Annotated in this window: 16 protein-coding genes; 12 read left to right on the top strand and 4 right to left on the bottom strand. The window is 73.2% G+C overall.

Features of this window, described 5'->3' with window-relative positions; all coding sequences use genetic code 11:
• Window positions 1-368: 368 nt before the first annotated feature.
• Both DEJ21_RS07425 and DEJ21_RS07430 read left to right on the top strand, forming a co-directional pair.
• Window positions 369-1,592 carry an acyltransferase gene (locus DEJ21_RS07425; protein ID WP_111224190.1) on the top strand — a complete coding sequence of 408 codons (1,224 nt, stop codon included), beginning with the start codon at window positions 369-371 and terminating at the stop codon, window positions 1,590-1,592.
• Window positions 1,593-1,676: 84 nt separating this feature from the next.
• Window positions 1,677-2,870: an NAD(P)/FAD-dependent oxidoreductase gene (locus DEJ21_RS07430; protein ID WP_258374918.1), complete on the top strand. Its 1,194-nt coding sequence runs from the start codon at window positions 1,677-1,679 to the stop codon at window positions 2,868-2,870.
• A gap of 67 nt (window positions 2,871-2,937) precedes the next feature.
• Here DEJ21_RS07430 and DEJ21_RS07435 read toward each other — a convergent pair whose 3' ends face one another.
• The 3 genes from DEJ21_RS07435 to DEJ21_RS07445 form a co-directional block, all read right to left on the bottom strand.
• A complete protein-coding gene (locus tag DEJ21_RS07435) occupies window positions 2,938-3,807 on the bottom strand; it encodes a UbiA family prenyltransferase (protein ID WP_111224191.1) in 870 nt (289 codons plus the stop codon).
• A 42-nt stretch (window positions 3,808-3,849) separates the two neighbouring features.
• A complete protein-coding gene (locus DEJ21_RS07440) occupies window positions 3,850-5,436 on the bottom strand; it encodes a long-chain fatty acid--CoA ligase (protein ID WP_111224285.1) in 1,587 nt (528 codons plus the stop codon).
• Window positions 5,437-5,534: 98 nt separating this feature from the next.
• Window positions 5,535-6,440, bottom strand: a complete 906-nt coding sequence (locus DEJ21_RS07445) for a DMT family transporter (protein WP_111224192.1) — start codon at window positions 6,438-6,440, stop codon at window positions 5,535-5,537.
• A gap of 71 nt (window positions 6,441-6,511) precedes the next feature.
• On the opposite strand from DEJ21_RS07445, the gene DEJ21_RS07450 reads away from it, so the two are divergent.
• The 9 genes from DEJ21_RS07450 (at window position 6,512) to DEJ21_RS07490 (ending at window position 16,174) form a co-directional block, all read left to right on the top strand.
• Window positions 6,512-7,360, top strand: a complete 849-nt coding sequence (locus DEJ21_RS07450; protein WP_111224193.1) for a LysR family transcriptional regulator — start codon at window positions 6,512-6,514, stop codon at window positions 7,358-7,360.
• Window positions 7,361-7,444: 84 nt separating this feature from the next.
• On the top strand, window positions 7,445-8,659 hold the full coding sequence (locus DEJ21_RS07455; protein WP_111224194.1) for a sensor histidine kinase: 1,215 nt from the start codon (window positions 7,445-7,447) through the stop codon (window positions 8,657-8,659).
• Window positions 8,647-9,381: a response regulator transcription factor gene (locus DEJ21_RS07460; protein WP_111224195.1), complete on the top strand. Its 735-nt coding sequence runs from the start codon at window positions 8,647-8,649 to the stop codon at window positions 9,379-9,381. Before DEJ21_RS07455 ends, DEJ21_RS07460 begins: the two co-directional genes overlap by 13 nt.
• Before the next feature lie 123 nt (window positions 9,382-9,504).
• Window positions 9,505-10,317, top strand: coding sequence for a fructosamine kinase family protein (locus DEJ21_RS07465; RefSeq protein WP_110864102.1), 813 nt, complete (start codon window positions 9,505-9,507; stop codon window positions 10,315-10,317).
• Window positions 10,318-10,521: 204 nt separating this feature from the next.
• Entirely contained in the window at window positions 10,522-12,693 is a 2,172-nt protein-coding gene (locus tag DEJ21_RS07470) for a glycosyltransferase family 39 protein (RefSeq protein ID WP_258374922.1), read from the top strand.
• A 35-nt stretch (window positions 12,694-12,728) separates the two neighbouring features.
• The gene (locus DEJ21_RS07475) at window positions 12,729-13,451 is read left to right on the top strand and encodes a response regulator transcription factor (RefSeq protein WP_111030747.1); all 723 of its coding nucleotides are present in this window, start codon (window positions 12,729-12,731) and stop codon (window positions 13,449-13,451) included.
• Window positions 13,448-15,073, top strand: coding sequence for a cell wall metabolism sensor histidine kinase WalK (locus DEJ21_RS07480; protein ID WP_111224196.1), 1,626 nt, complete (start codon window positions 13,448-13,450; stop codon window positions 15,071-15,073). Before DEJ21_RS07475 ends, DEJ21_RS07480 begins: the two co-directional genes overlap by 4 nt.
• 100 nt (window positions 15,074-15,173) lie before the next feature.
• The gene (locus DEJ21_RS07485; RefSeq protein ID WP_071406090.1) at window positions 15,174-15,443 is read left to right on the top strand and encodes a hypothetical protein; all 270 of its coding nucleotides are present in this window, start codon (window positions 15,174-15,176) and stop codon (window positions 15,441-15,443) included.
• A gap of 224 nt (window positions 15,444-15,667) precedes the next feature.
• Window positions 15,668-16,174: a hypothetical protein gene (locus tag DEJ21_RS07490; protein ID WP_245165815.1), complete on the top strand. Its 507-nt coding sequence runs from the start codon at window positions 15,668-15,670 to the stop codon at window positions 16,172-16,174.
• 39 nt (window positions 16,175-16,213) lie between these two features.
• Here the strand turns inward: DEJ21_RS07490 and DEJ21_RS07495 are convergent, their stop codons facing one another.
• Window positions 16,214-17,032: a helix-turn-helix transcriptional regulator gene (locus DEJ21_RS07495; protein WP_111224197.1), complete on the bottom strand. Its 819-nt coding sequence runs from the start codon at window positions 17,030-17,032 to the stop codon at window positions 16,214-16,216.
• Between the two features lie 113 nt (window positions 17,033-17,145).
• Here DEJ21_RS07495 and DEJ21_RS07500 point away from each other — a divergent pair, with 113 nt between their 5' ends.
• On the top strand, window positions 17,146-18,441 hold the full coding sequence (locus DEJ21_RS07500) for a bifunctional glycosyltransferase family 2/GtrA family protein (protein ID WP_111224198.1): 1,296 nt from the start codon (window positions 17,146-17,148) through the stop codon (window positions 18,439-18,441).
• The last annotated feature ends 298 nt before the right edge of the window (window positions 18,442-18,739 follow it).

Genomic DNA, 18,739 nt, shown 5'->3' on the forward strand with positions numbered 1-18,739 from the left:
CCGTTCCTGCTCACGATGTGCGTGCGGTGGACGCGGGGCGGAACGGCCTGGAGGCGTGGTGCGGGCCGGCCACGGGCCTCCCGGCCGGCGCGTGGTGCGCGGGGCTGGCGCCGACGCGTGGTGCGGACCCCGGGGACTGCGGACGCGGAACGACGTTGTCGCTGTCGGACGACAGCGACATGGTCGTTCCGCGCGCTTCGCAACAGCGCGCGCGTGCAACGAACGACGTTGTCGACGTCGCGCGACGTCGACGCTGTCGTTCGGCGTCGACACTGACGAGCCTGGTGCACCACGCTCGTTGAGACTCCTCTTACCCGCGAGGAGGACCCTGGTCGGCGACACGCAACCGAGCAGCGCGGGGAGGTACCATGGCGACGACCACGCTGACCCACGCGCCGACGCAGGCGCAGCCACAGCACCGCACGGCCGCCCCGGAGCACTCCGGAGCGGGGACGCAGCAGGCTCCGCCACCCCCGCTGATGCACCGCGCGCCCGCGCTCGACGGACTCCGGACCCTCGCCATCCTGGTCGTCGTCCTGTACCACCTGCACGTGCCGCAGTTCGAGGGCGGCTTCATCGGCGTGACGGTGTTCTTCGTGCTGTCGGGCTTCCTCATCACGACGCTGCTGCTCGGCGAACGACGTCGCACCGAGCGGGTGCGCCTCGGCTCGTTCTGGGTGAAGCGGCTGCTGCGCCTCTACCCCGCACTGCTCGCGTTCGTCGTCGTCGGGCTGCTGCTCTGGAACTGGGTCGGTGACTACAAGGGCGCTTCGCTGCAGTCCGGCAAAGCGGCGTTCATCGCGCTGACCTACACGGGGAACCTGTTCCGCGCCTTCTGGGACACCTCGCAGGGCGTCTTCGCGCACACGTGGAGCCTGTCGATGGAGGAGCAGTTCTACCTGGTGTGGCCGCCGGTCCTGGTCCTGCTCGCCGCACTCCGGGTCCGCCGTCGCTGGCTCCTGACGGGGCTCGGGGTCCTGGTCGTCGGGGCGTCAGCGGCGTCGTGGGCGAGCTACCGCAGCCCGAGCGGCGGTGCCACCCCCGACGTCTACTTCTCGCCCGTGCTCGGGGTCGTGCCGCTCGCGATCGGCTGCGGGCTGGCCCTGCTGCTCGACGACGAACGGGTGCGCGTGCGGGCCGCCGGGGTCCTCGGGCACGTGGCGACCTGGCTCGGTCTCGTGCTGCTGGTCGGGGTGCTGCTCTGGATCGACGACGACTGGACCCAGCACGCGTCGACGTTCGGCATCGTGCTGCCGCTGACCGGGTTGATCGCGGCGGTGGCGATCGGCGGGCTGGTCTCGGTCCGCTCCCCCGTGTCCGCCGCCCTGGCCTGGACGCCGGTGTCGTGGTTCGGCCGCCGGGTGTCGTACTCGGCGTACCTCTGGCACCCGCTGGTGATCGCGCTGCTCGGGACCTTCGCGATCGGCCCCTGGGGCACGGTCGGCCTGGTCGGCGCGGTGGCGTTCGTGTCGATCGGTGCCGCGTACGCCGTCGAGGTGCCCGTCGAGCGCTTCCGCGCACGGGTCCGTGCGGGTCGCAGGGCCGCCGCGCACGCCGCGCCCGCGATCCCGCCCGCCCAGCGCATCGAGTGAGCAGAAGGTGTCGAGTACGGCCCGCTGACCCGACGTCTTCTGCTCACTGAACGCCGCGGCGATCGGTCACCGTAGGCTCGCCCCGTGCCCATCGAACGCGTCGACGTCCTCGTCGTCGGCGGCGGCCCCGTCGGGCTGTTCGTGGCGGCACTCCTGGCGGCGCGGGGCGTCGACGTCCGGGTGTGGGAACGACGGGACGAGCCCCCGACCGGTTCGCGGGCCATCGGCATCCACCCGCCGTCCCTCGACGCGTTCGCCGCGATCGGCCTGGACACCGCCGTGCTCGCCGAGGCGTCACTGGTGCACGCCGGAGTGGCCCGCAGCCGTGGCCGGACCCTCGGCACCCTGCGCTTCGACCGCGCGTCGCCGACCCACCCGTACGTGTCCACCCTCGACCAGCACCGCACCGAGTCCCTGCTCCGCGACCAGCTCCGGGCCAGCGCACCGAGCGCTCTGCGGACCGGCACCACCCTGACGGCGCTGTCCCGGCACCCGGACCACGTCGACGCCACCGGGACCGGACCGGACGGCGACACCGTGACGGTCCGTGCGGCCTTCGTCGTCGGGGCCGACGGTGCCCGGAGCGCCGTCCGCGACCTGCTCGGCATCGGCACGACCGGGCGCGAGTACCCCGACCGCTACGTGATGGGCGACTTCGCCGATCCCGAGGCGCCGTCGGCCCGGTCCGCCGCGCTGGTCGACGTGGGCCCGGACGGCGTCGTCGAGTCCTTCCCGCTGCCGGGTGCGCGTCGCCGGTACGTCGCCCTGGTGCCGGACGACGACGCGTTCGCCTCCGCCGAGGGCAGCTGGACGGGCACGCCGGACCCCGCGGTCGTCGCACGCCTGGCCGCACTCGTCGCCGAGCGCACCGGTGTCGTCCCCGACCCCGCGACCTGCTCGATGACCAGCGGCTTCCGGGTGCGCCGCCGCACCGCCGACCGCGTGGGCGTCGGCCGAGCCGTGCTCGTCGGGGATGCCGCCCACGAGATCAGTCCGATCGGCGGGCAGGGCATGAACCTGGGGTGGCTCGACGCCGCCGAGTTGGCGCCGCTGCTCGCCGGAGCGGTCCGCACCGGCACGGCCGGGCCGTGGCCGGGCTACGCCGCCCGCCGCCAGGCAGCCGCCCGCCGCGCGGCTCGGCAGGCCGAGGCGAACATGGCACTGGGCCGTCCGCTCGGCCCCGTCACGGCGACCGGCCGGGAGGCGCTGCTCCGGACCGCCCTGTCCCTGCCGACCGCGCACGGCCTGGCCCGGCTCTACGCGATGCGCTGGGCCTGACGGCTCACGTCAGGCGTGCAGTCGCGCAGTCGCGCAGTCGCGCAGTCGCGCAGTCTGTTCCGCGTCGTCAGGCGACGAGTCGCGCGCCCGCGAAGCCGAGCTCGACGACGAGCACGAGCGACGACGCGATGACCAGCCGGAACAGGGTGCGTGATGCGCGCCCCGCGAGCACCAACCGGACGCCGACGACGGCGAGCACGGCCACCACGACGGCACCGAGGACCGCGAGCACGACGCCGAGACCCCGAACGGGGTCGTCGCCGAGCACCTGTCCGCCGAGCACCAGCGCTGCAGCGACGACGAGCGAGGCGAACGCGACGATCCCCGCACCGCGGAGCGCGAGGCGGTGCGGGAAGCCACGCACCCCGGTCGCGGCGTCGTCGACCAGGTCGGGCAGCACGTTGGTGCAGTGGATGGCGATCCCGAAGACGGCCCCCGTGGCGATCGCCCACCACGCCGGCAACTGTCCCTCGGGCCCGGCTGCGACGGACACGACGGGCAACAGCCCGAAGGCGACGACGAACGGCACCACCGACCACACCGAACGCTTCAGCCCGGCGTCGTAGGCCCACCCCGCGGCGACGAGCACGAGGTGCGCGACCGCGGCGACCGGCCCCAGGAACAGCGAGAGCACCACGGCGATCCCGGCGGTGGCGTAGGCGGCGGTGCGGACGGTGCCGACGGCGATGAGGCCGCGGGCGACGGGCTTGTCGCTCCGCCCGACGGCCCGGTCGCGGTCCGCGTCGATCCAGTCGTTCGCCAGCCCGATGGACAGCTGCCCGGCGACGACCGTCAGCGCCACCAGCACCACGAGCCACACGGGGTGCCCCACGGCGGCGGCGATCACCGCGGCGAGGACGGTCACGGTGACCGTGGGTCCGGGGTGGGACGACGCGAACAGCAGACGCGCGGTCGACGGGGTGCGGCTGGCGGTCACCCGGTCAGCGTACGGATCGCCCCTGCGCGGTCGTGGGGCGGATCACGGAACCGCCGTCACCTCGACGCTGAACCGGTCAACGAGCTCGCGCTTGAGCACCTTGCCGCTCGGGCCGAGGGGCAGCGCGTCGAGGACGTGCACCACCCGCGGGTACTTGTACGCGGCGATCTCGGCGGCGACGAAGTCGACCAGGACCTGCGGCTCGACGGACGCGCCGGCGTGCAGGACCACCGCGGCCTCGACCTCCTGCCCGTGCACCGCGTGCGGCACCCCGAACACCGCGGCCATCGCGACGTCGGGGTGCGTGGCGAGGACCTCCTCGACCTGCCGCGGGTACACGTTGTAGCCGTTGCGGATGATCATGTCCTTCGTGCGGTCGACGATCGTCAGGTACCCGTCGTCGTCCTTCGTGCCCAGGTCACCGGTGCGGAACCACCCGTCGACGATGGCCTCGGCGGTGTCCTCGGGCCGGTCGAGGTACCCGTTCATCAGGTTGTGCCCGCGGATCACGAGCTCGCCGATCGCACCGTGCGGCAGCATGACGATCGCGTCGCGGACCTCGGGGTCGGCGATCTCGACGTCGATGCCCCACACCGCCGTGCCGATGGTCCCGGGCCGCGGCGGCTGCCCGACGTGGTTGAAGGTGGCGACCGGCGAGGTCTCGGTCAGCCCGTACCCCTCGTGGATCGGCGCGTCGAAGACCTGCTGGAACCGCTCGAGCACCGCCAGCGGGAGCGAGGCCCCGCCGGAGATCGCGTACCGGAGCGTCGGACGGGCGTCGGACCGGGTCGCGGCGTCGAGCAGCGCCATGTACATCGTCGGGACGCCCATGAAGATGCCGCAGCCGTGCTCGACCATCGCGGCGAGCGCCGTGTCACCGTCGAACTTCGGCAGCATGACGAGCGTCGCGCCGGTCCGGAACCCGGTGTTCATCGTGCAGGTCTGCCCGAACGTGTGGAACAGCGGCAGGGCGCCGAGCAGGACGTCCCCGCGGTGCATGTCGAACGTCGTCATCAGGTTCGTGTTGACCTGTTCGAGCAGCGCGAAGTGCGAGCCCTCGGCACCCTTGGGCTGGCCGGTGGTGCCGCTCGTGTACAGGATCGTGGCGGTGTCGAACGGGTGCCGCGGCACGTAGGTGTCGAGCGGTTCGCTCTGCGCGGCCAGGGCCTCGAGCCGGTCGGGGCCGGACGCGGACCCGTCGTCGGTCGTCGCCGGCGCGAGCACGGTCACGACGTCGACCCCGGCGAGCTCGGCTCCGGCGGCGCCCTCGCCGAGCAGCGGGGCAGCACAGACGAGCAGCGTCGCGCCGCTGTCGCGCAGGACGTACTCGATCTCGCGGCGCTTCAGCAGCGCGTGCACGGGCACGGCCACCGCGCCGAGGGCCAGCGTGGCGTAGTACACGCGGGGGAAGTCCGCGACGTTCGGCACGAGCATCGCCACCTTCGACCCCTCGGTCACGCCTCGCGCGCGGAGTGCCCCGGCGTAGGCCAGGGTCTGCGCCCACAGCTCGGCGTAGGTCGTGCGGACGTCGCCCACGATGACGGCGACGTCGTCCGGGTAGCGTGCCGCCGACTCGGCGAGGATCGCTGCGACCGACGCGGTCGCGCGGGTGGTGTGGGTGTCGTGCATGCCGGTCTCCGTCTTCGTCGACGACCTCGTCGTCGTCACCGCCGATCCTACGGCGCGACCCGGCGGACCGGTCAGGCAGGCGCGACCCGGCGGACCGGTCAGGCGGCGGACGCCGCAGGTTCCCGCCGACGGAGGAGCACCCCGGACGCCAGGGCGATCCCGAGCAGGACGACGAGTCCGCCGACGGGCTCGTTCCACCGCACCCGCTCCCCCAGCACGAGCACACCGAGCGCCACCCCGACCACCGGCGTCAGGTACGTGACGGTGGAGGCGCGACCGGCGCCCCACGCCTGCACGAGCCGGGTGTTCCAGGCGTAGGCCAGCCCCGTGCCGACGCAACCGAGTGCGATCATCGCGGCCACGATCCTCCCGTCCAGCTGCACCGGACCGGTCGCGACGACGGGCGCGACCAGCAGGAGCATCCCGGAGGCCAGCGTCAGCTGGACCGTCGCCAGCGTGACCGGGTCGTACACGCTCGCCACGGCGACCCGGCGCAGGTAGGCGAGCCCGATGCCGTAGGACGCGGTCATGCCGAGCAGCGCGACCTGCCCCGGCACGCTCGCCAGGACCTCGGGGTCGGTCAGCACGTCCCACGGGCCGACCAGTACGAGCACCCCGACGATGCCGAGCACGATCCCGAGCACCTGCCGTCCGCGCAGCCGTTCGGACGGCACGAGCACCGCGAGCGCGGCCAGCGTCATGATCGGCGTCGTCGCGTTGTAGATGCTCGCGAGCCCGGACGGCACCGTCTGCTCGGCCCACGCCATCAGCGACGACGGCACCGCGTTGAGGAACACCGCGACGACCGCCAGGTGCGCCCAGGTTCGCGGCTCCCGGGGCCACCGGCGGCGGCTGGCCAGGAGCACCACGACCAGCGTGACCCCACCGAGCACGGTCCGCACGGTGGCGACCTGCTGCGGGGCGAGACCGTCGAGTCCGATCTTCGCGAAGAGGAAGCTCGATCCCCAGGTCAGTGCGACGAGGGCGTAGAGGAGGGCGTTCACGTGGCCTAGTGTCGGACCATCGGGTGACATGCGGCAAACGCATGTCACTCATGCCGCCATGAGGAGGACGCATGACCGTCTCGGTCCAGCAACTACGCGCGTTCGTCGCCACGCTCGACGCCGGGTCCTTCACCGCGGCGGCCGCCGCGCTGGGCGTCGGGCAGTCCGCGGTGTCCCACGCCGTCGCCGGGCTCGAACGCGAGGTCGGCGGCCCCGTGGTGCGCCGCGGCACGGTCGCCGCCGCCACACCGCTGGGCGACCGCCTGCTGGCCCACGCCCGCAGCGTGCTCGCCTCGGTCGAAGCCCTGGAGGCGGTGGTCCGGCCCGCCACGGCGCGCGGCACCGTGCGCCTCGCCGCCGTCCCCACCGTCTGCCAGGGCCTGCTGCCGCGGCTCCGGGAGCTGTGGGCCGTGACCCTGCCGGACGTCGACGTGCAGGTCTACGAGGGGGACGACGACGAGATGCCGGAGTGGCTCGAGGCCGGCACCGTCGACGCCGCTGTGCTCGTCGACCCGTCGCCGGTTCCCGAGGGTGGCGTGGTCGTGGCGCGGGACGAGATGGCCGCCGTGATCCGCCGCGACCACCCCCTCGCCGAACTGCCCGCGCTCACCCTCGACGACCTGCACGAGGACGGTCTGGTGGCGGGCGGCGGTGGCTGCGAGTACCAGATCCAGAAGCTCCACGAACTCGACGGCCGGCCGTTCCGGTACGCCCACCGAGTGCGGGAGATGAGCACGATGTTCGGGATGATCCAGCGGGGCGAGGGCGTGTCGATCGTGCCGACCCTGGGCCGCGGGATGCTGCCGCCGGACCTGGTGATGATCCCGATGGCCCGGCGGCTCGAACGGACCCTGGTGCTGAGCGGGCCGTCGTCCCGTGCATGGCACCCGTTGGCACGAGCCCTGGTGGACGCGGTCTGAGACGGACGCCCCCTGGTCAGGCTGCTCCGGCAACTCCGACCTTCGGCGGATCCGCTCGTCCCGACGGCTCCCTAGGCTCGGGGCATGACCTCGACCACGCTCCCCGCCGTGCCGCTCGGGCAGCGTGTGTGGTCCCAGACCTGGCGTGTCGCCGTCGCGGCCCTGACCGGGCTGCTCACCGCGGGGCTCGTGTGGCCGACGATGGACACCCGTGGGTGGAGCGACCTGCACGTCGGCGCGCTGCTCCTCGGCGACGTGGGTGCCGGTCTGGCCGCCCTCGTCCTCCTGCCGTTCCGGCACCGGGCACCGCTGGTGATCACCGTCGTCATCGGTGCCCTCAGCTCGGTGTCGACGTTGGCGGTCGGGGCGGCCGCGATCGCCACGGTGTCGCTCGCCACCCGGCGCCGGGCTGTCGAGCTCGCCGTCGCCGGTGCGGTGCTGCTCGGTGCCACGGTGCTCTACGACGTCGTCCTGGCGCCCCCGGCCGACGACATGCCGCTCTGGCAGATCTTGATCGCGGGCGTCGTCGGCATCGCCTTGCTCGTGGTCATCGGCATCGCGATCGGGCAGCGCCGGGCGCTCCTGCTGTCGCTGCGTGAGCGGGCCGCCCTGCTCGAACGCGACCAGCAGCTGCGCGAGGACCGTGCCCGCGAGCAGGAGCGCGCCCACATCGCCCGCGAGATGCACGACGTCCTGGGCCACCGGCTGTCCCTGGTCGCGCTGCACGCCGGTGCCCTCGAGTACCGCGGCCCGGGGCTCACCCCCGACGAGACCGCCGCGGCGGCCGGGGTCGTGCGGGCCGAGGCGCACTCCGCACTCACCGACCTGCGCGACGTCCTCGGGGTGTTGCGCGACCCCGCGGCGACCGGCGGCGACGAGGTGACCGGCACCGCGCCTCCGCAGCCGACGCTCGTCGACCTGCCCGACCTGCTCGACCAGGCGCGTTCCGGCGGTGCGACCGTCCGGGCGCGCGTCGACACCGACGGCGCAGCAGTGCCGACGGCACTCGGCCGGCACGCCTACCGGATCGTGCAGGAATCGCTGACGAACGCCCGTCGGCACGCCCCCGGACAACCCGTCGACGTGGTGGTCGAGACCGTCCCCGGTCCCGGGGTCCGGGTGGTGGTGTCGAACACGCTGACCGACGGAGCTGCGCACGCGGACGCGTCCGGGAAGACCGCCGGGCACGGCCTGCGCGGGCTCGCCGAACGCGCCCGGCTCGTCGGCGGGAGCTTCCGCGCCGGCAGCGACGACGGACGCGTGCACGTGGTCGAGGCGGTGCTGCCGTGGACCCCGTGACCGCTCCCGTCCGCGTCGTCCTGGTCGACGACGACCAGCTCGTGCGCGTCGGGCTCCGGATGCTGCTCAGCGGCGACGACGACGTAGTGGTCGTGGGCGAGGCGGGCGACGGGCTCGAGGCCGAAGGCGTCATCGCGTCGACCGCGCCCGACGTCGTGCTCATGGACATCCGGATGCCCCGGTGCGACGGGCTCGTCGCCACCGAACGCGAACTGCGCCGACGACCCGACCTGGCCGTCCTGGTGCTGACGACCTTCGAGGGCGACGACCTCGTGCTCGGAGCGTTGCAGGCCGGCGCTCGTGGGTTCCTGCTCAAGGACACCCCGCCGCACGAACTCGTGCAGGCCGTGCGGACCGTGGCGGCCGGGCGCTCGATCCTGTCCCCGTCCGTGCTCGACCGGGTCATCGCCTTCGCGGCCGGATCCCGCTCGGCCCGGGCGGCCGGTGGTCCGGGCGGCGCACCGGCCGGGCCACCGGTCGATGCCGCTGCGGACGACACTGAGGCACGCCGGCTGCTCGCCCTGCTGACCGAGCGGGAGCGGGAGGTCGCACTCGCCGTGGCGAACGGGGCGTCCAACGCGCAGATCGCCGCCGACCTGTACGTGGGCCTGGCCACCGTGAAGACGCACGTCGGGCACGTGTACGAGAAGTTCGGTGTCGAGAACCGGGTGCAGCTGGCACTCGTGGTGCACGCGGCCCGGCGGGGAGAGCCGACCGCGTGACCGGGCGCCGGGCGACCGGGCGCCGGGTGACCGGTGCGCCGGGTCGCCGGGTCGCCGGGTCGCCGGGTCGCCGGGTGATCGTCGGCTGAACGGTCGACGGTGCCCCCTCGGCAGGATGGACCGATGGCCGAGACGCACGTGAAGACGTTCACCACCGCGGACGAAGCGGCAGCCGAAGCCGCCGGGCTCGCCTGGCTCGCCGAGGCCGAGGACACCGGAGGCACCCGCATCGCCCGCGTGCTCGGGCGCCCGACCCCGACCGTGCTCGACCTCGAGCTCATCTCCGACGGCTCCCCCACCGCCGCCCAGGCAGAGCGGTTCGGCCGCTCCCTCGCGCACACGCACGCCGCCGGCGCCGACCACTGGGGTGCGCCGCCAGCCGGCTGGACCCGCGGTGCGGCGCTGCGGATGGGCCGCTCGCGCACGCCGTTCGTCACGGCCGAGCAGGCACCGGCGACCTGGGGTGAGTTCTTCGCCGAGTACCGCATCCGCGACTTCGTCCGCCGCATCGTCGATGCCGGCGGGTTCGACCACGCCGAGGCGGCCGTGTTCGAGCGGGTCGCCGCACGCGTGCAGGACGGCACACTCGGGTCGCCGCAGCCCGCGCTCGTCGGGGACCGACCCGCACGCCTGCACGGTGACCTGTGGGCAGGCAACGTCCTCTGGCCGACGGACTCGTCCGAACCGACCGGCGCCGTGCTCATCGACCCGATCGCCCACGGCGGGCACGCGGAGACCGACCTGGCACTGCTCGGGTTGTTCGGGCTCCCCCGGCTCGAGACGGTGCTCGCCGCCTACGACCGGGAGTCACGGCTGGCCGACGGCTGGCAGGAGCGCGTCGAGCTCCACCAGCTCGCGCCGCTGCTGCTGCACGTGTTCCTGTTCGGCGGCTCGTACACCGGGGCCGCACTCCGGGCAGCGCAGCGGTACGCCTGACCCCTCGCACCGTGCGAGGGGCGCCGCACGAACGGTGCGAGGTTCCACACTCCGTGCGACCCCGCGTGCCTCGCACCGAGTGCGGAACCTCGCACCACGGCAGACCGCCCCCTCGCACCGTGCGAGGGGGCGCACCGTGCGTCCTTAGCCCGCGCATAGCCGGCGCAGTGCAGCAGTCGGGGAACGCCCCGGATGCTCATCGACATGACCACGTACCCGACACCCGTGACCGACCGACGCGACCCCGCGCGCAGTGCCGCGCGGGATCGGCGCCGCCCGCCCCTCGCCCGGCTGTTCCTCGGCGAGCGCGACGACGCCCGCTGGCTCCGGCCGGCGTTCTGGGCGCTCCTGGCCGTGACCGCCGTGGTGTACCTGTGGGACCTCAGCGTCTCCGGGTACGCCAACAGCTTCTACGCCGCCGCCGTGCAGGCCGGCACGAAGTCGTGGGAGGCGTTCTTCTTCGGCTCCCTCGACTCGTCGAACTTCATCACGGTCGACAAACCGCCCGCCTCGCTGTGGGTGATGGTGCTGTCGGCCCGGATGTTCGGCTTCTCGAGCTTCAGCCTGCTCCTCCCCCAGGCGCTGATGGCCGTCGGTTCCGTCGCCCTGGTCTGGGGCACGGTCCGCCGCACCCTGGCCCGACTCGGCGCCACCACCGCGAACGTCGGCGCGCTGCTCGCGGGCTTCGTCGTGGCAGCGACCCCGGCGGCGGCGCTGATGTTCCGCTTCGACAACCCGGACGCCCTGCTCGTCCTGCTGATGACCGCCGGGGCGTACTGCACGGTGCGGGCGCTGCCGAAGGGCAGCTGGAAGTGGATCGCGCTCGCCGGGGTCGCCCTCGGGTTCGCGTTCCTGACGAAGATGCTGCAGGGCCTGCTCGTCCTGCCCGCCTTCGGCCTCGTCTACCTGTTCGCCGCCCGCGCCGGCTGGGGCCGACGGGTGATCGGTCTGCTCGTCGCCGCCGGTTCCCTCGTGGTGGCCGCGGGCTGGTGGGTCGTCGCCGTGTGGCTCTGGCCCGCCGAGTCCCGCCCCTACATCGGCGGCTCGACGAACAACACCGTGCTCGACCTGGTGTTCGGCTACAACGGCCTCGGCCGGATCTTCGGAGGCTCGGGCAACGGCGGCGGAGGCGGCGGCATGACCGGCGGCACCGCCGGAGGCTCGTTCGGCGGCTCGACGGGCCTGAACCGCCTGTTCTCGTCCGAGATGGGGCTCGAGATCTCGTGGCTCCTGCCCGCGGCGCTCATCGCCCTGGTCGTCGGGCTGGTCGTCGTCGGCCGTCGGCACCTGGCCGATCCCGCACGCGCCGGACTGGTCCTCTGGGGTGGCTGGCTCCTGGTCACCGGACTCGTGTTCTCGTACATGTCGGGCACGATCCACCCGTACTACACGGTCGCCCTCGCCCCGGCCATCGCCGGACTCGTCGGTACCGGCGGCGCCCTGCTCTGGCACGCACGAGCCCGCTTCGTCGGCCGCCTCGGCCTCGCTGCGATGATCGGTGTCACCGCGTTCTGGGGCTGGTGCCTGCTCAACGAGAACCCGACCTGGCTGCCGTGGCTGCGCTGGGTGATGCTCGCCGGCGGGCTGCTGTCCGCGGCACTGATCGTCATCGGCAGCGTGCCGTCGCTGCGCCGGCTCGTCACGGTCGGCGTCCTCGCCGGCACCGTGTTCGGCCTGTCCGGCACCACCGCCTACGCCCTCGCCACGACGACCGTCGCGCACTCCGGTTCGATCCCGAGCGTCGGTCCGGCGGGCAGCAGCTCCGGTGGGATGGGCGGCGGCACCGGTGGCTTCCCGGGAGGCACGGGCGGACCGGGTGGGTCGACCTCCGGCTCCGACGACGGCGGCTCCGACAGCACGTCCGACTCCCAGCAGGGTCCCGGCGGGACCCCGCCGGAGGGCGCCTCCGGCGAGGCGCCGGAGATGCCGGACGGCACGTCCGGTACGGCACCGGGCAGTGGGCAGGACGGCACGGACGACGCGACCTCCGAGGGCGGGTCGGGGACGGGCCTCCAGGCCGGGGGTGGTGGCGAGGGCGCGTCGACCTCGTCCGCCCTGCAGGAGCTGCTCGAGGCATCCGACGCGAAGTGGGCGGCCGCGGTCAACGGATCGCAGTCGGCCGCGCAGCTCGAACTCGACACCGACACCGCCGTGATGGCGATCGGCGGCTGGTCGAGCGACCCGGCACCGACGCTCGCGCAGTTCAAGGCCTACGTCGCCGACGGCGACATCGGGTACTACGTGTCGTCCGGCTCCGGCGGCGGCATGGGCGGCGGCTCGTCGACCGCGTCGGCGATCCAGGAGTGGGTCGCAGCGAACTACGAGTCGACGACCGTCGGCGGCCAGACCGTCTACGACCTGAGCAGCAGGGAGTGACCGACGACGAGGGCGCGGTGGATAGGCTCCGGGACATGCCCGGCACCCCGCTGCAGCGCACCGACGGCTCCCCCGTCCGCGCCCTCGTCGTCGACGACGAGCACGCCCTGGCCGAGGCCGTCGCCCTGGCGTTCGCGGGCGACGGCTGGGCCGTGCGGTCGGTGCACCGCGGGCGCGACGTGCTGTTCGCGGCCCGGGAGTTCCAGCCCGACGTGATCGTGCTCGACGTGATGCTGCCGGACATCGACGGGTTCGAGGTGCTCGAACGGCTCCGCGACGCCCGCGACGGCGTGCGGGTGCTGTTCCTCACCGCACGCGACGCCCCCGAGGACCGGCTCGCCGGGCTGACCGGCGGCGGCGACGACTACCTGACCAAGCCCTTCGGCATCGAGGAGCTGCTCGTCCGTGCGCGGATCCTGGCGCGCACCTCGGCCCGGGTCGCTGCGGCCGGGGCGAGCGCCGAGGTCGTGGTCGGGGACCTCCGGCTCGACGAGGACGCCCGCTCGGTCAGCCGTGCCGGGGACCCGATCGAGCTCACCCCGACCGAGTACGAGCTGCTGCGGCACCTGGCCCGGAACGCCAACCGGGTCCTGTCCCGCGAGCAGCTGCTGGCGAGCGTCTGGGGCATGGACTTCGGCACGTCGTCGAACCTGGTGGACATGTACGTGTCGTACCTGCGGAAGAAGCTCGACGCCGGACGTGAGCCGATGCTGCAGACCGTCCGTGGGGCGGGGTACGTGCTCCGGCCGGCGACGTGAGCCGTTCCGGGCGCACCGGGCGTGTGCCGTCGTTGCGCTGGCGGATCGTGGCGGCCGTGGCCCTGCTGCTCGTGGCGACGAACGTCGTCGTGGGGGCGGTGACCGTCGTCGCGTTCCGGGGGTACCTGGTCGACCGGCTCGACGCGGAGCTGTCGACGGCGGCGATGCGGACCGTCGGCGGACGGGACGGGGCGGAACCGCCGCCGGGGGCTTCCGGGCCGCCGCCGGGGTCGTCGTCGTCCTCGTCCTCGTCCTCGTCCTCGTCCTCGTCGGACGATCTGCCGGATCCCGACAACGCCTTCATCGGTGCGCCGGGGCAGTCGGCGGGCACGGTCATCGCCATCGTCCGAGACGGCGACGTGGTGCTCGGTGGCTACACCGACGGGGACGGTGACCAGCGCCGCCTGACCGCGGCGCAGCAGCGGACGCTCGCCGCGGTCCAGACCGGCGGCGACCCCGTGACGGTCGAACTCGGCGCGCTCGGCGACTACCGGGTGCAGGCGGTCAGCGACGACGACGACGTGTTCGTCACCGCGCTCCCCCTCGGTGACCTCGACGCCGCGATCGCTCGACTGCTGCTCGTCATCGGGGTCGTCACTGTGCTCGGGCTCGCCGTCGCCGCGTGGGCGCTCACGGTGCTCGTCCGTCGATCGCTCCGTCCGCTCGAACGCGTCGCCGCGGTGGCGTCCGGCGTGACCGCGCTCGACCTGGAGCGCGGAGACCCGGACATCCCCGTCCGAGTCTCCGACGCCGACCTGCGCGCGAACCGCGAGGTCGCGCAGGTCGGCGGTGCGCTGAACCGGCTGCTCGGTCACGTCGCGCGGGCACTCACCGTCCGTCGCGACGCCGAGGCCGGCATGCGGACGTTCGTCGCCGACGCCTCGCACGAGCTGCGGACGCCGATCGCCACCGTCCGGGCGTACGCCGAGCTGTCGGAGCGGACCTCGGACCTGGACGCCGTGCACCGCAACGTCGAACGGATCGGACGTGAGGCCGTCCGGATGGGCGACCTCGTCGACGAGCTGCTGCTGCTCGCACGGCTCGACGCCTCGGCCCTGGCGTCGGGGGCGCCGGCCTCGCAGGTCGTCCGCGAACCGGTCGACCTGACGTCGCTCGTCGTCGACGCCACGATGGACGCCCGCGCGACGGCGCCGGACCACCGGTGGACGCTGCAGATCGTGGACGACCAGCCGGTGCTCGTGGCCGGTGACGAGGTGCAGCTCCGACGGGTGGTCACGAACCTGTTGACCAACGCCCGGACGCACACGCCGCCGGGGACTGCCGTCGTGGTGTCGTTGCAGTCGGTCCCCGGGTCGGGGTCGGCGTCTGCGTCGGCGTCTGCGTCTGCGTCTGCGTCGGCGTCTGCGTCTGCGTCGGACGGTGCCGTCGTCCGCTTCGTCGTCGCGAACGACGGGCCGCCGATCCCCGCCGAGTCCCTGCCGACCCTGTTCGACCGGTTCACCCGGGGTGAGGCCTCGCGCTCACGGGAGCACGGCACGAGCGGCCTCGGGCTCGCGATCGTGCGGGCCGTCGTCATGGCGCACGGCGGCAGCGTGCGGGTCGCGTCCGAGCCCGGGCGGACCGCGTTCACCGTGGACCTGCCGCCCTCGGGCGCTTCGTGAGCAGAAGACGTCGGGTGCCGCGACCGCACTCGACATCTCCTGCTCACCGAGTGCCGTCCGGGTCGCATACTGGTCGGAGAACGCCGGACGAGGAGGCCCCGTGACGAACGCGTACGACAAGCTCCCGGGCCGCCCGGACCCCGCCGACCTGGTGGTCGAGGTCCCGGCGTTCGAGGACGACCGCCCCCAGCCCGAGCCCGCACCGCCCGCCGCGGCGCCGGAGCTCGTGGCCGCGACCGAGTTCGCGCGCTCCTCGCACGCACCGCCCACGATCCGCCGGACGCAGATGCGGGCGGGCGCCTGGATCGCGGGCGTCCCGATCGCGGCGCTCGTGGTCGTCGCGATCGTGCAGATCCTGCTGCCCCGCTGACCGAGAGCGCGGCTGAGTGGGCCGCTCGGACGCGTTCTCACGCGCTCAGCGACACCTCACGCACAGCCGACCGCGTGAGGTGTCGCTGAGCACGAAAACCGGGCGTCGTCCGGATCGTCAGACGATCGACCAACGTCGAGACTCAACGCGTGCATCCGCGTCGGAGCGCACGCAGGCTGGGTCTTGTCCGAGCAAGACGACCCGAACGGGTCACCACTGCAGAGATGGGAAACACGATCATGAACTCGTTCAAGCGCAAGTCCGTGAAGCTCCTCGCTGGCACCGCCCTCGGTGGCGCCGTCATCGCCGGGGCGTTCGTCGCAGCCCCCGCACAGGCCGCCGAGCCCGCGCCGCCCAGCACCTCGTCGTCCGTCGGCGGCAGCGTCAACGTCAACCTCGACCCGGTCGCGATCGTCAACGCGATCAAGGACGCGGTCAACGACCAGAGCGACCGCGGCGGTGCCGTGCAGGCAGCGCTCGACGTCGGCTACTGGAACGCCGGCAACCCCGACCGCCTCACCGTCGCGGTGGTCAACAAGAACCAGGACATCACCGTCGAGGGCGACGTCGCGGACGCCCAGTCGATCGACATCAAGGGTGGCAACTACGTCATCTACTGGTTCAAGGGCCCCGGCAAGGTCACCAACAACGGTGACGGCGGCTGGCTGAACTGGGGTGTGTTCGGCAACATCGAGCGCATCGACAACGTGATCCACGTCAACGGCGGCTGACTCCTCCGTTCGTCGGCGACGCCCCCTGGGACCTCGGTCTCAGGGGGCGTCGCCGTCCGACCGCGCCGCTTCGATCGCCGACGGCCGGTTGCGTGCAGCCAGCATGAAGTCCCGCCGAGACCGGATCCAGCCCCGGACGAAGGCGACCGACACCAGCGCCGTCCGGTTCGGCGCGTTCCAGGACTTCATCAACCGGCCGAGGTGCCAGGCGACGGCCTGCCGGCTGTAGGCGGTCTCCTTGGCGATGGCGTCGTTCGACAGCCCACGGGCGGCGAGCGCCAGCATCCGCTCCTCGGTCTCGTCCAATCCGGGCGCCGATGCCACCAGGTCGATGTCGTCGGTGCCGAGCGCTGTCGTCGCGTCCGCCGACGCCCCTCCCCGGTGCTGCGCCCAGGCTTCCGCCCAGCACGAGCCGAGTTCGTGTGCCACGAGCGATGCCCGGCTCATCGCGAGCATCGTCCTGCCGGCGTGGTCGATCGTCGTCGCGTGCTCGCGGGTGGCCGTGTGCATGACGAGGGCGAAGACACGGATCGCGGGCAGAGCGCCGCGGAGCACGACCGAGACGTCGACCTGCGGGTCGTCGGCGCTGGCGGCTGCGACCTCGCGGAGCCGTACCAGGCACTCCAGGTCGAGCGGCTCCCCACGCTCGACCGCGCGCAGTGCCGCGGGGAGCACGAGCGGGACGATCTGCTCGTACCGACGCCGGAGCCAATCGTGCCCGTCGGGTCGGATGCCGTGCAACGGTGGCGCGAGCAGCAGCTCCGTGAACTCCGGGCACCGCTCGTCGAGCGCCAGCCCCAGCCGCTCCCCGGGGAGCAGCACGGCCGTCCGTCGTGCGTCGTCGCGCTCGGTCGTCATCGTGCGTCGAACGTATCCGGACAACAGGTGTCGTGTCCGCTGCGTTCACGTGGTGTTCGTTCTTACCCGGGCCACAGCGCCCTGCCTCGGCCCCCGTAGGCCCGCTGCCGAGCATGAGCGGCATGACGGAGACGAACCAGCCCCTCGACATCGACATCGTCGTCCCCTGCTACGACGAGCAGGACACGCTCGCCGCCCATGTGCGACGGCTCCACACGTTCTGCCGGACGTCGTTGCACCACTCGTGGCGGATCACGATCGCGGACAACGCCTCGACCGACGACACCGCCCGGATCGCCGACGACCTCGCCGCGATGCTCCCCGGCGTGCATGCGGTGCACCTGCCCGAGAAGGGCCGGGGCCGCGCGCTCAAGGAGGTCTGGGCAGCATCGCCGGCGACCGTGCTCGTCTACGTGGACGAGGACCTGTCCACCGACCTCGCCGCGCTCGAACCCCTCGTGGCACCCCTGCTGTCGGGGCACTCGGACCTGGCGATCGGCACCCGGCTGGCAGGTTCGTCGCGCGTGGTGCGTGGCAGCAAGCGGGAGTTCATCTCGCGCTCGTACAACCTGCTGCTCCGGACGACGATGGGGGTGTCGTTCTCGGATGCGCAGTGCGGGTTCAAGGCGGTCACGAAGGCCGCCGCCGATCACCTGCTGCCGTTGTGCGAGGACGACGCCTGGTTCTTCGACACCGAACTGCTCGTGCTGGCCGAGCACGCGGGACTCCGCATCCACGAGGTCCCCGTCGACTGGGTCGACGACGTCAACTCCTCGGTGCACATCGCGTCGACCGCGACCGAGGACCTGAAGGGCATGTGGCGGGTGTCGAGGAACATCGCCACCGGGCGGGTGTCGATCAGCACGGTCTACGCGGCGATCGGTCGGCAGCCGTTCACCCCACCGAGCGTGGGGTTCCTGGGGCAGGTCCTGCGGTTCGGAGCGATCGGGGTGCTCTCGACCCTGGCGTTCGCCGCCCTGTACGCCCTGTTCCGGCCGGCGATCGGCGCCCAGACCGCAGACTTCCTCGCGCTGTTGGTCACGGCGATCGGCAACACCGCACTGAACCGGCGGTTCACGTTCGGGGTGCGGGGCCGTGCGGGAGCGGGTCGTCACCACGTGCAGGGCCTGGTCGTGTTCGGCATCGCCTGGGCCATCACGTCGGGGTCGCTCGTGGTGTTGCACGCGTCGGTGCCGGGAGCCTCGCACGGTGCGGAGATCGCGGTGCTGACGGCAGCCAACCTGTTCGCGACGTGCGTGCGCTTCGTGCTCTTCAAGGCGTGGGTGTTCCGCACCGCCCGCCGTCACCCGGAGCTCGTCCGTGCCGGGACGACCCCCGCCGCCGACGCGAGCACCGCGGTCACGGAGCCGATCGCGGTGAGCGACCGAACCGGCGAGCGAGCAGCCTGACACCGTGCCGGGTCACCCACCCGGTGCCCGGTTGCACGGCGCCCGCGGCACGCCGCACCGTGCGGCGGCGGCCATCCCGTGCGAGGTTGCACGCTCCGTGCAGCGCTACGAACTCGCACCGAGCGTGCAACCTCGCACCAGCGGAACAGACCCGCACCGTGAGACACCGCCGCGCCCCATGCCACCCGTGTTGCACGGTCGGTATACCAAGCCGTAGCATCGCCCTACCGCACCACCACCCCACAGGGCCCGACTGCCACCATCGGTCTGCCCGCGGCGAGCGCTCCATCGATGCAGC

The organism is Curtobacterium sp. MCSS17_006 (assembly GCF_003234215.1).
Classification (GTDB): Bacteria; Actinomycetota; Actinomycetes; order Actinomycetales; family Microbacteriaceae; genus Curtobacterium; species Curtobacterium flaccumfaciens.

Bases quoted from the DNA above. Each gene is read 5' to 3' on its own strand.
- DEJ21_RS07440 (WP_111224285.1), bottom strand. From the start codon at position 5,436: ATGCACGACACCCACACCACCCGCGCGACCGCGTCGGTCGCAGCGATC.
- DEJ21_RS07475 (WP_111030747.1), top strand. From the start codon at position 12,729: ATGCCCGGCACCCCGCTGCAGCGCACCGACGGCTCCCCCGTCCGCGCC.
- DEJ21_RS07490 (WP_245165815.1), top strand. From the start codon at position 15,668: ATGGGAAACACGATCATGAACTCGTTCAAGCGCAAGTCCGTGAAGCTC.
- DEJ21_RS07450 (WP_111224193.1), top strand. From the start codon at position 6,512: ATGACCGTCTCGGTCCAGCAACTACGCGCGTTCGTCGCCACGCTCGAC.
- DEJ21_RS07470 (WP_258374922.1), top strand. From the start codon at position 10,522: ATGACCACGTACCCGACACCCGTGACCGACCGACGCGACCCCGCGCGC.
- DEJ21_RS07495 (WP_111224197.1), bottom strand. From the start codon at position 17,032: ATGACGACCGAGCGCGACGACGCACGACGGACGGCCGTGCTGCTCCCC.
- DEJ21_RS07455 (WP_111224194.1), top strand. From the start codon at position 7,445: ATGACCTCGACCACGCTCCCCGCCGTGCCGCTCGGGCAGCGTGTGTGG.
- DEJ21_RS07465 (WP_110864102.1), top strand. From the start codon at position 9,505: ATGGCCGAGACGCACGTGAAGACGTTCACCACCGCGGACGAAGCGGCA.
- DEJ21_RS07425 (WP_111224190.1), top strand. From the start codon at position 369: ATGGCGACGACCACGCTGACCCACGCGCCGACGCAGGCGCAGCCACAG.
- DEJ21_RS07500 (WP_111224198.1), top strand. From the start codon at position 17,146: ATGAGCGGCATGACGGAGACGAACCAGCCCCTCGACATCGACATCGTC.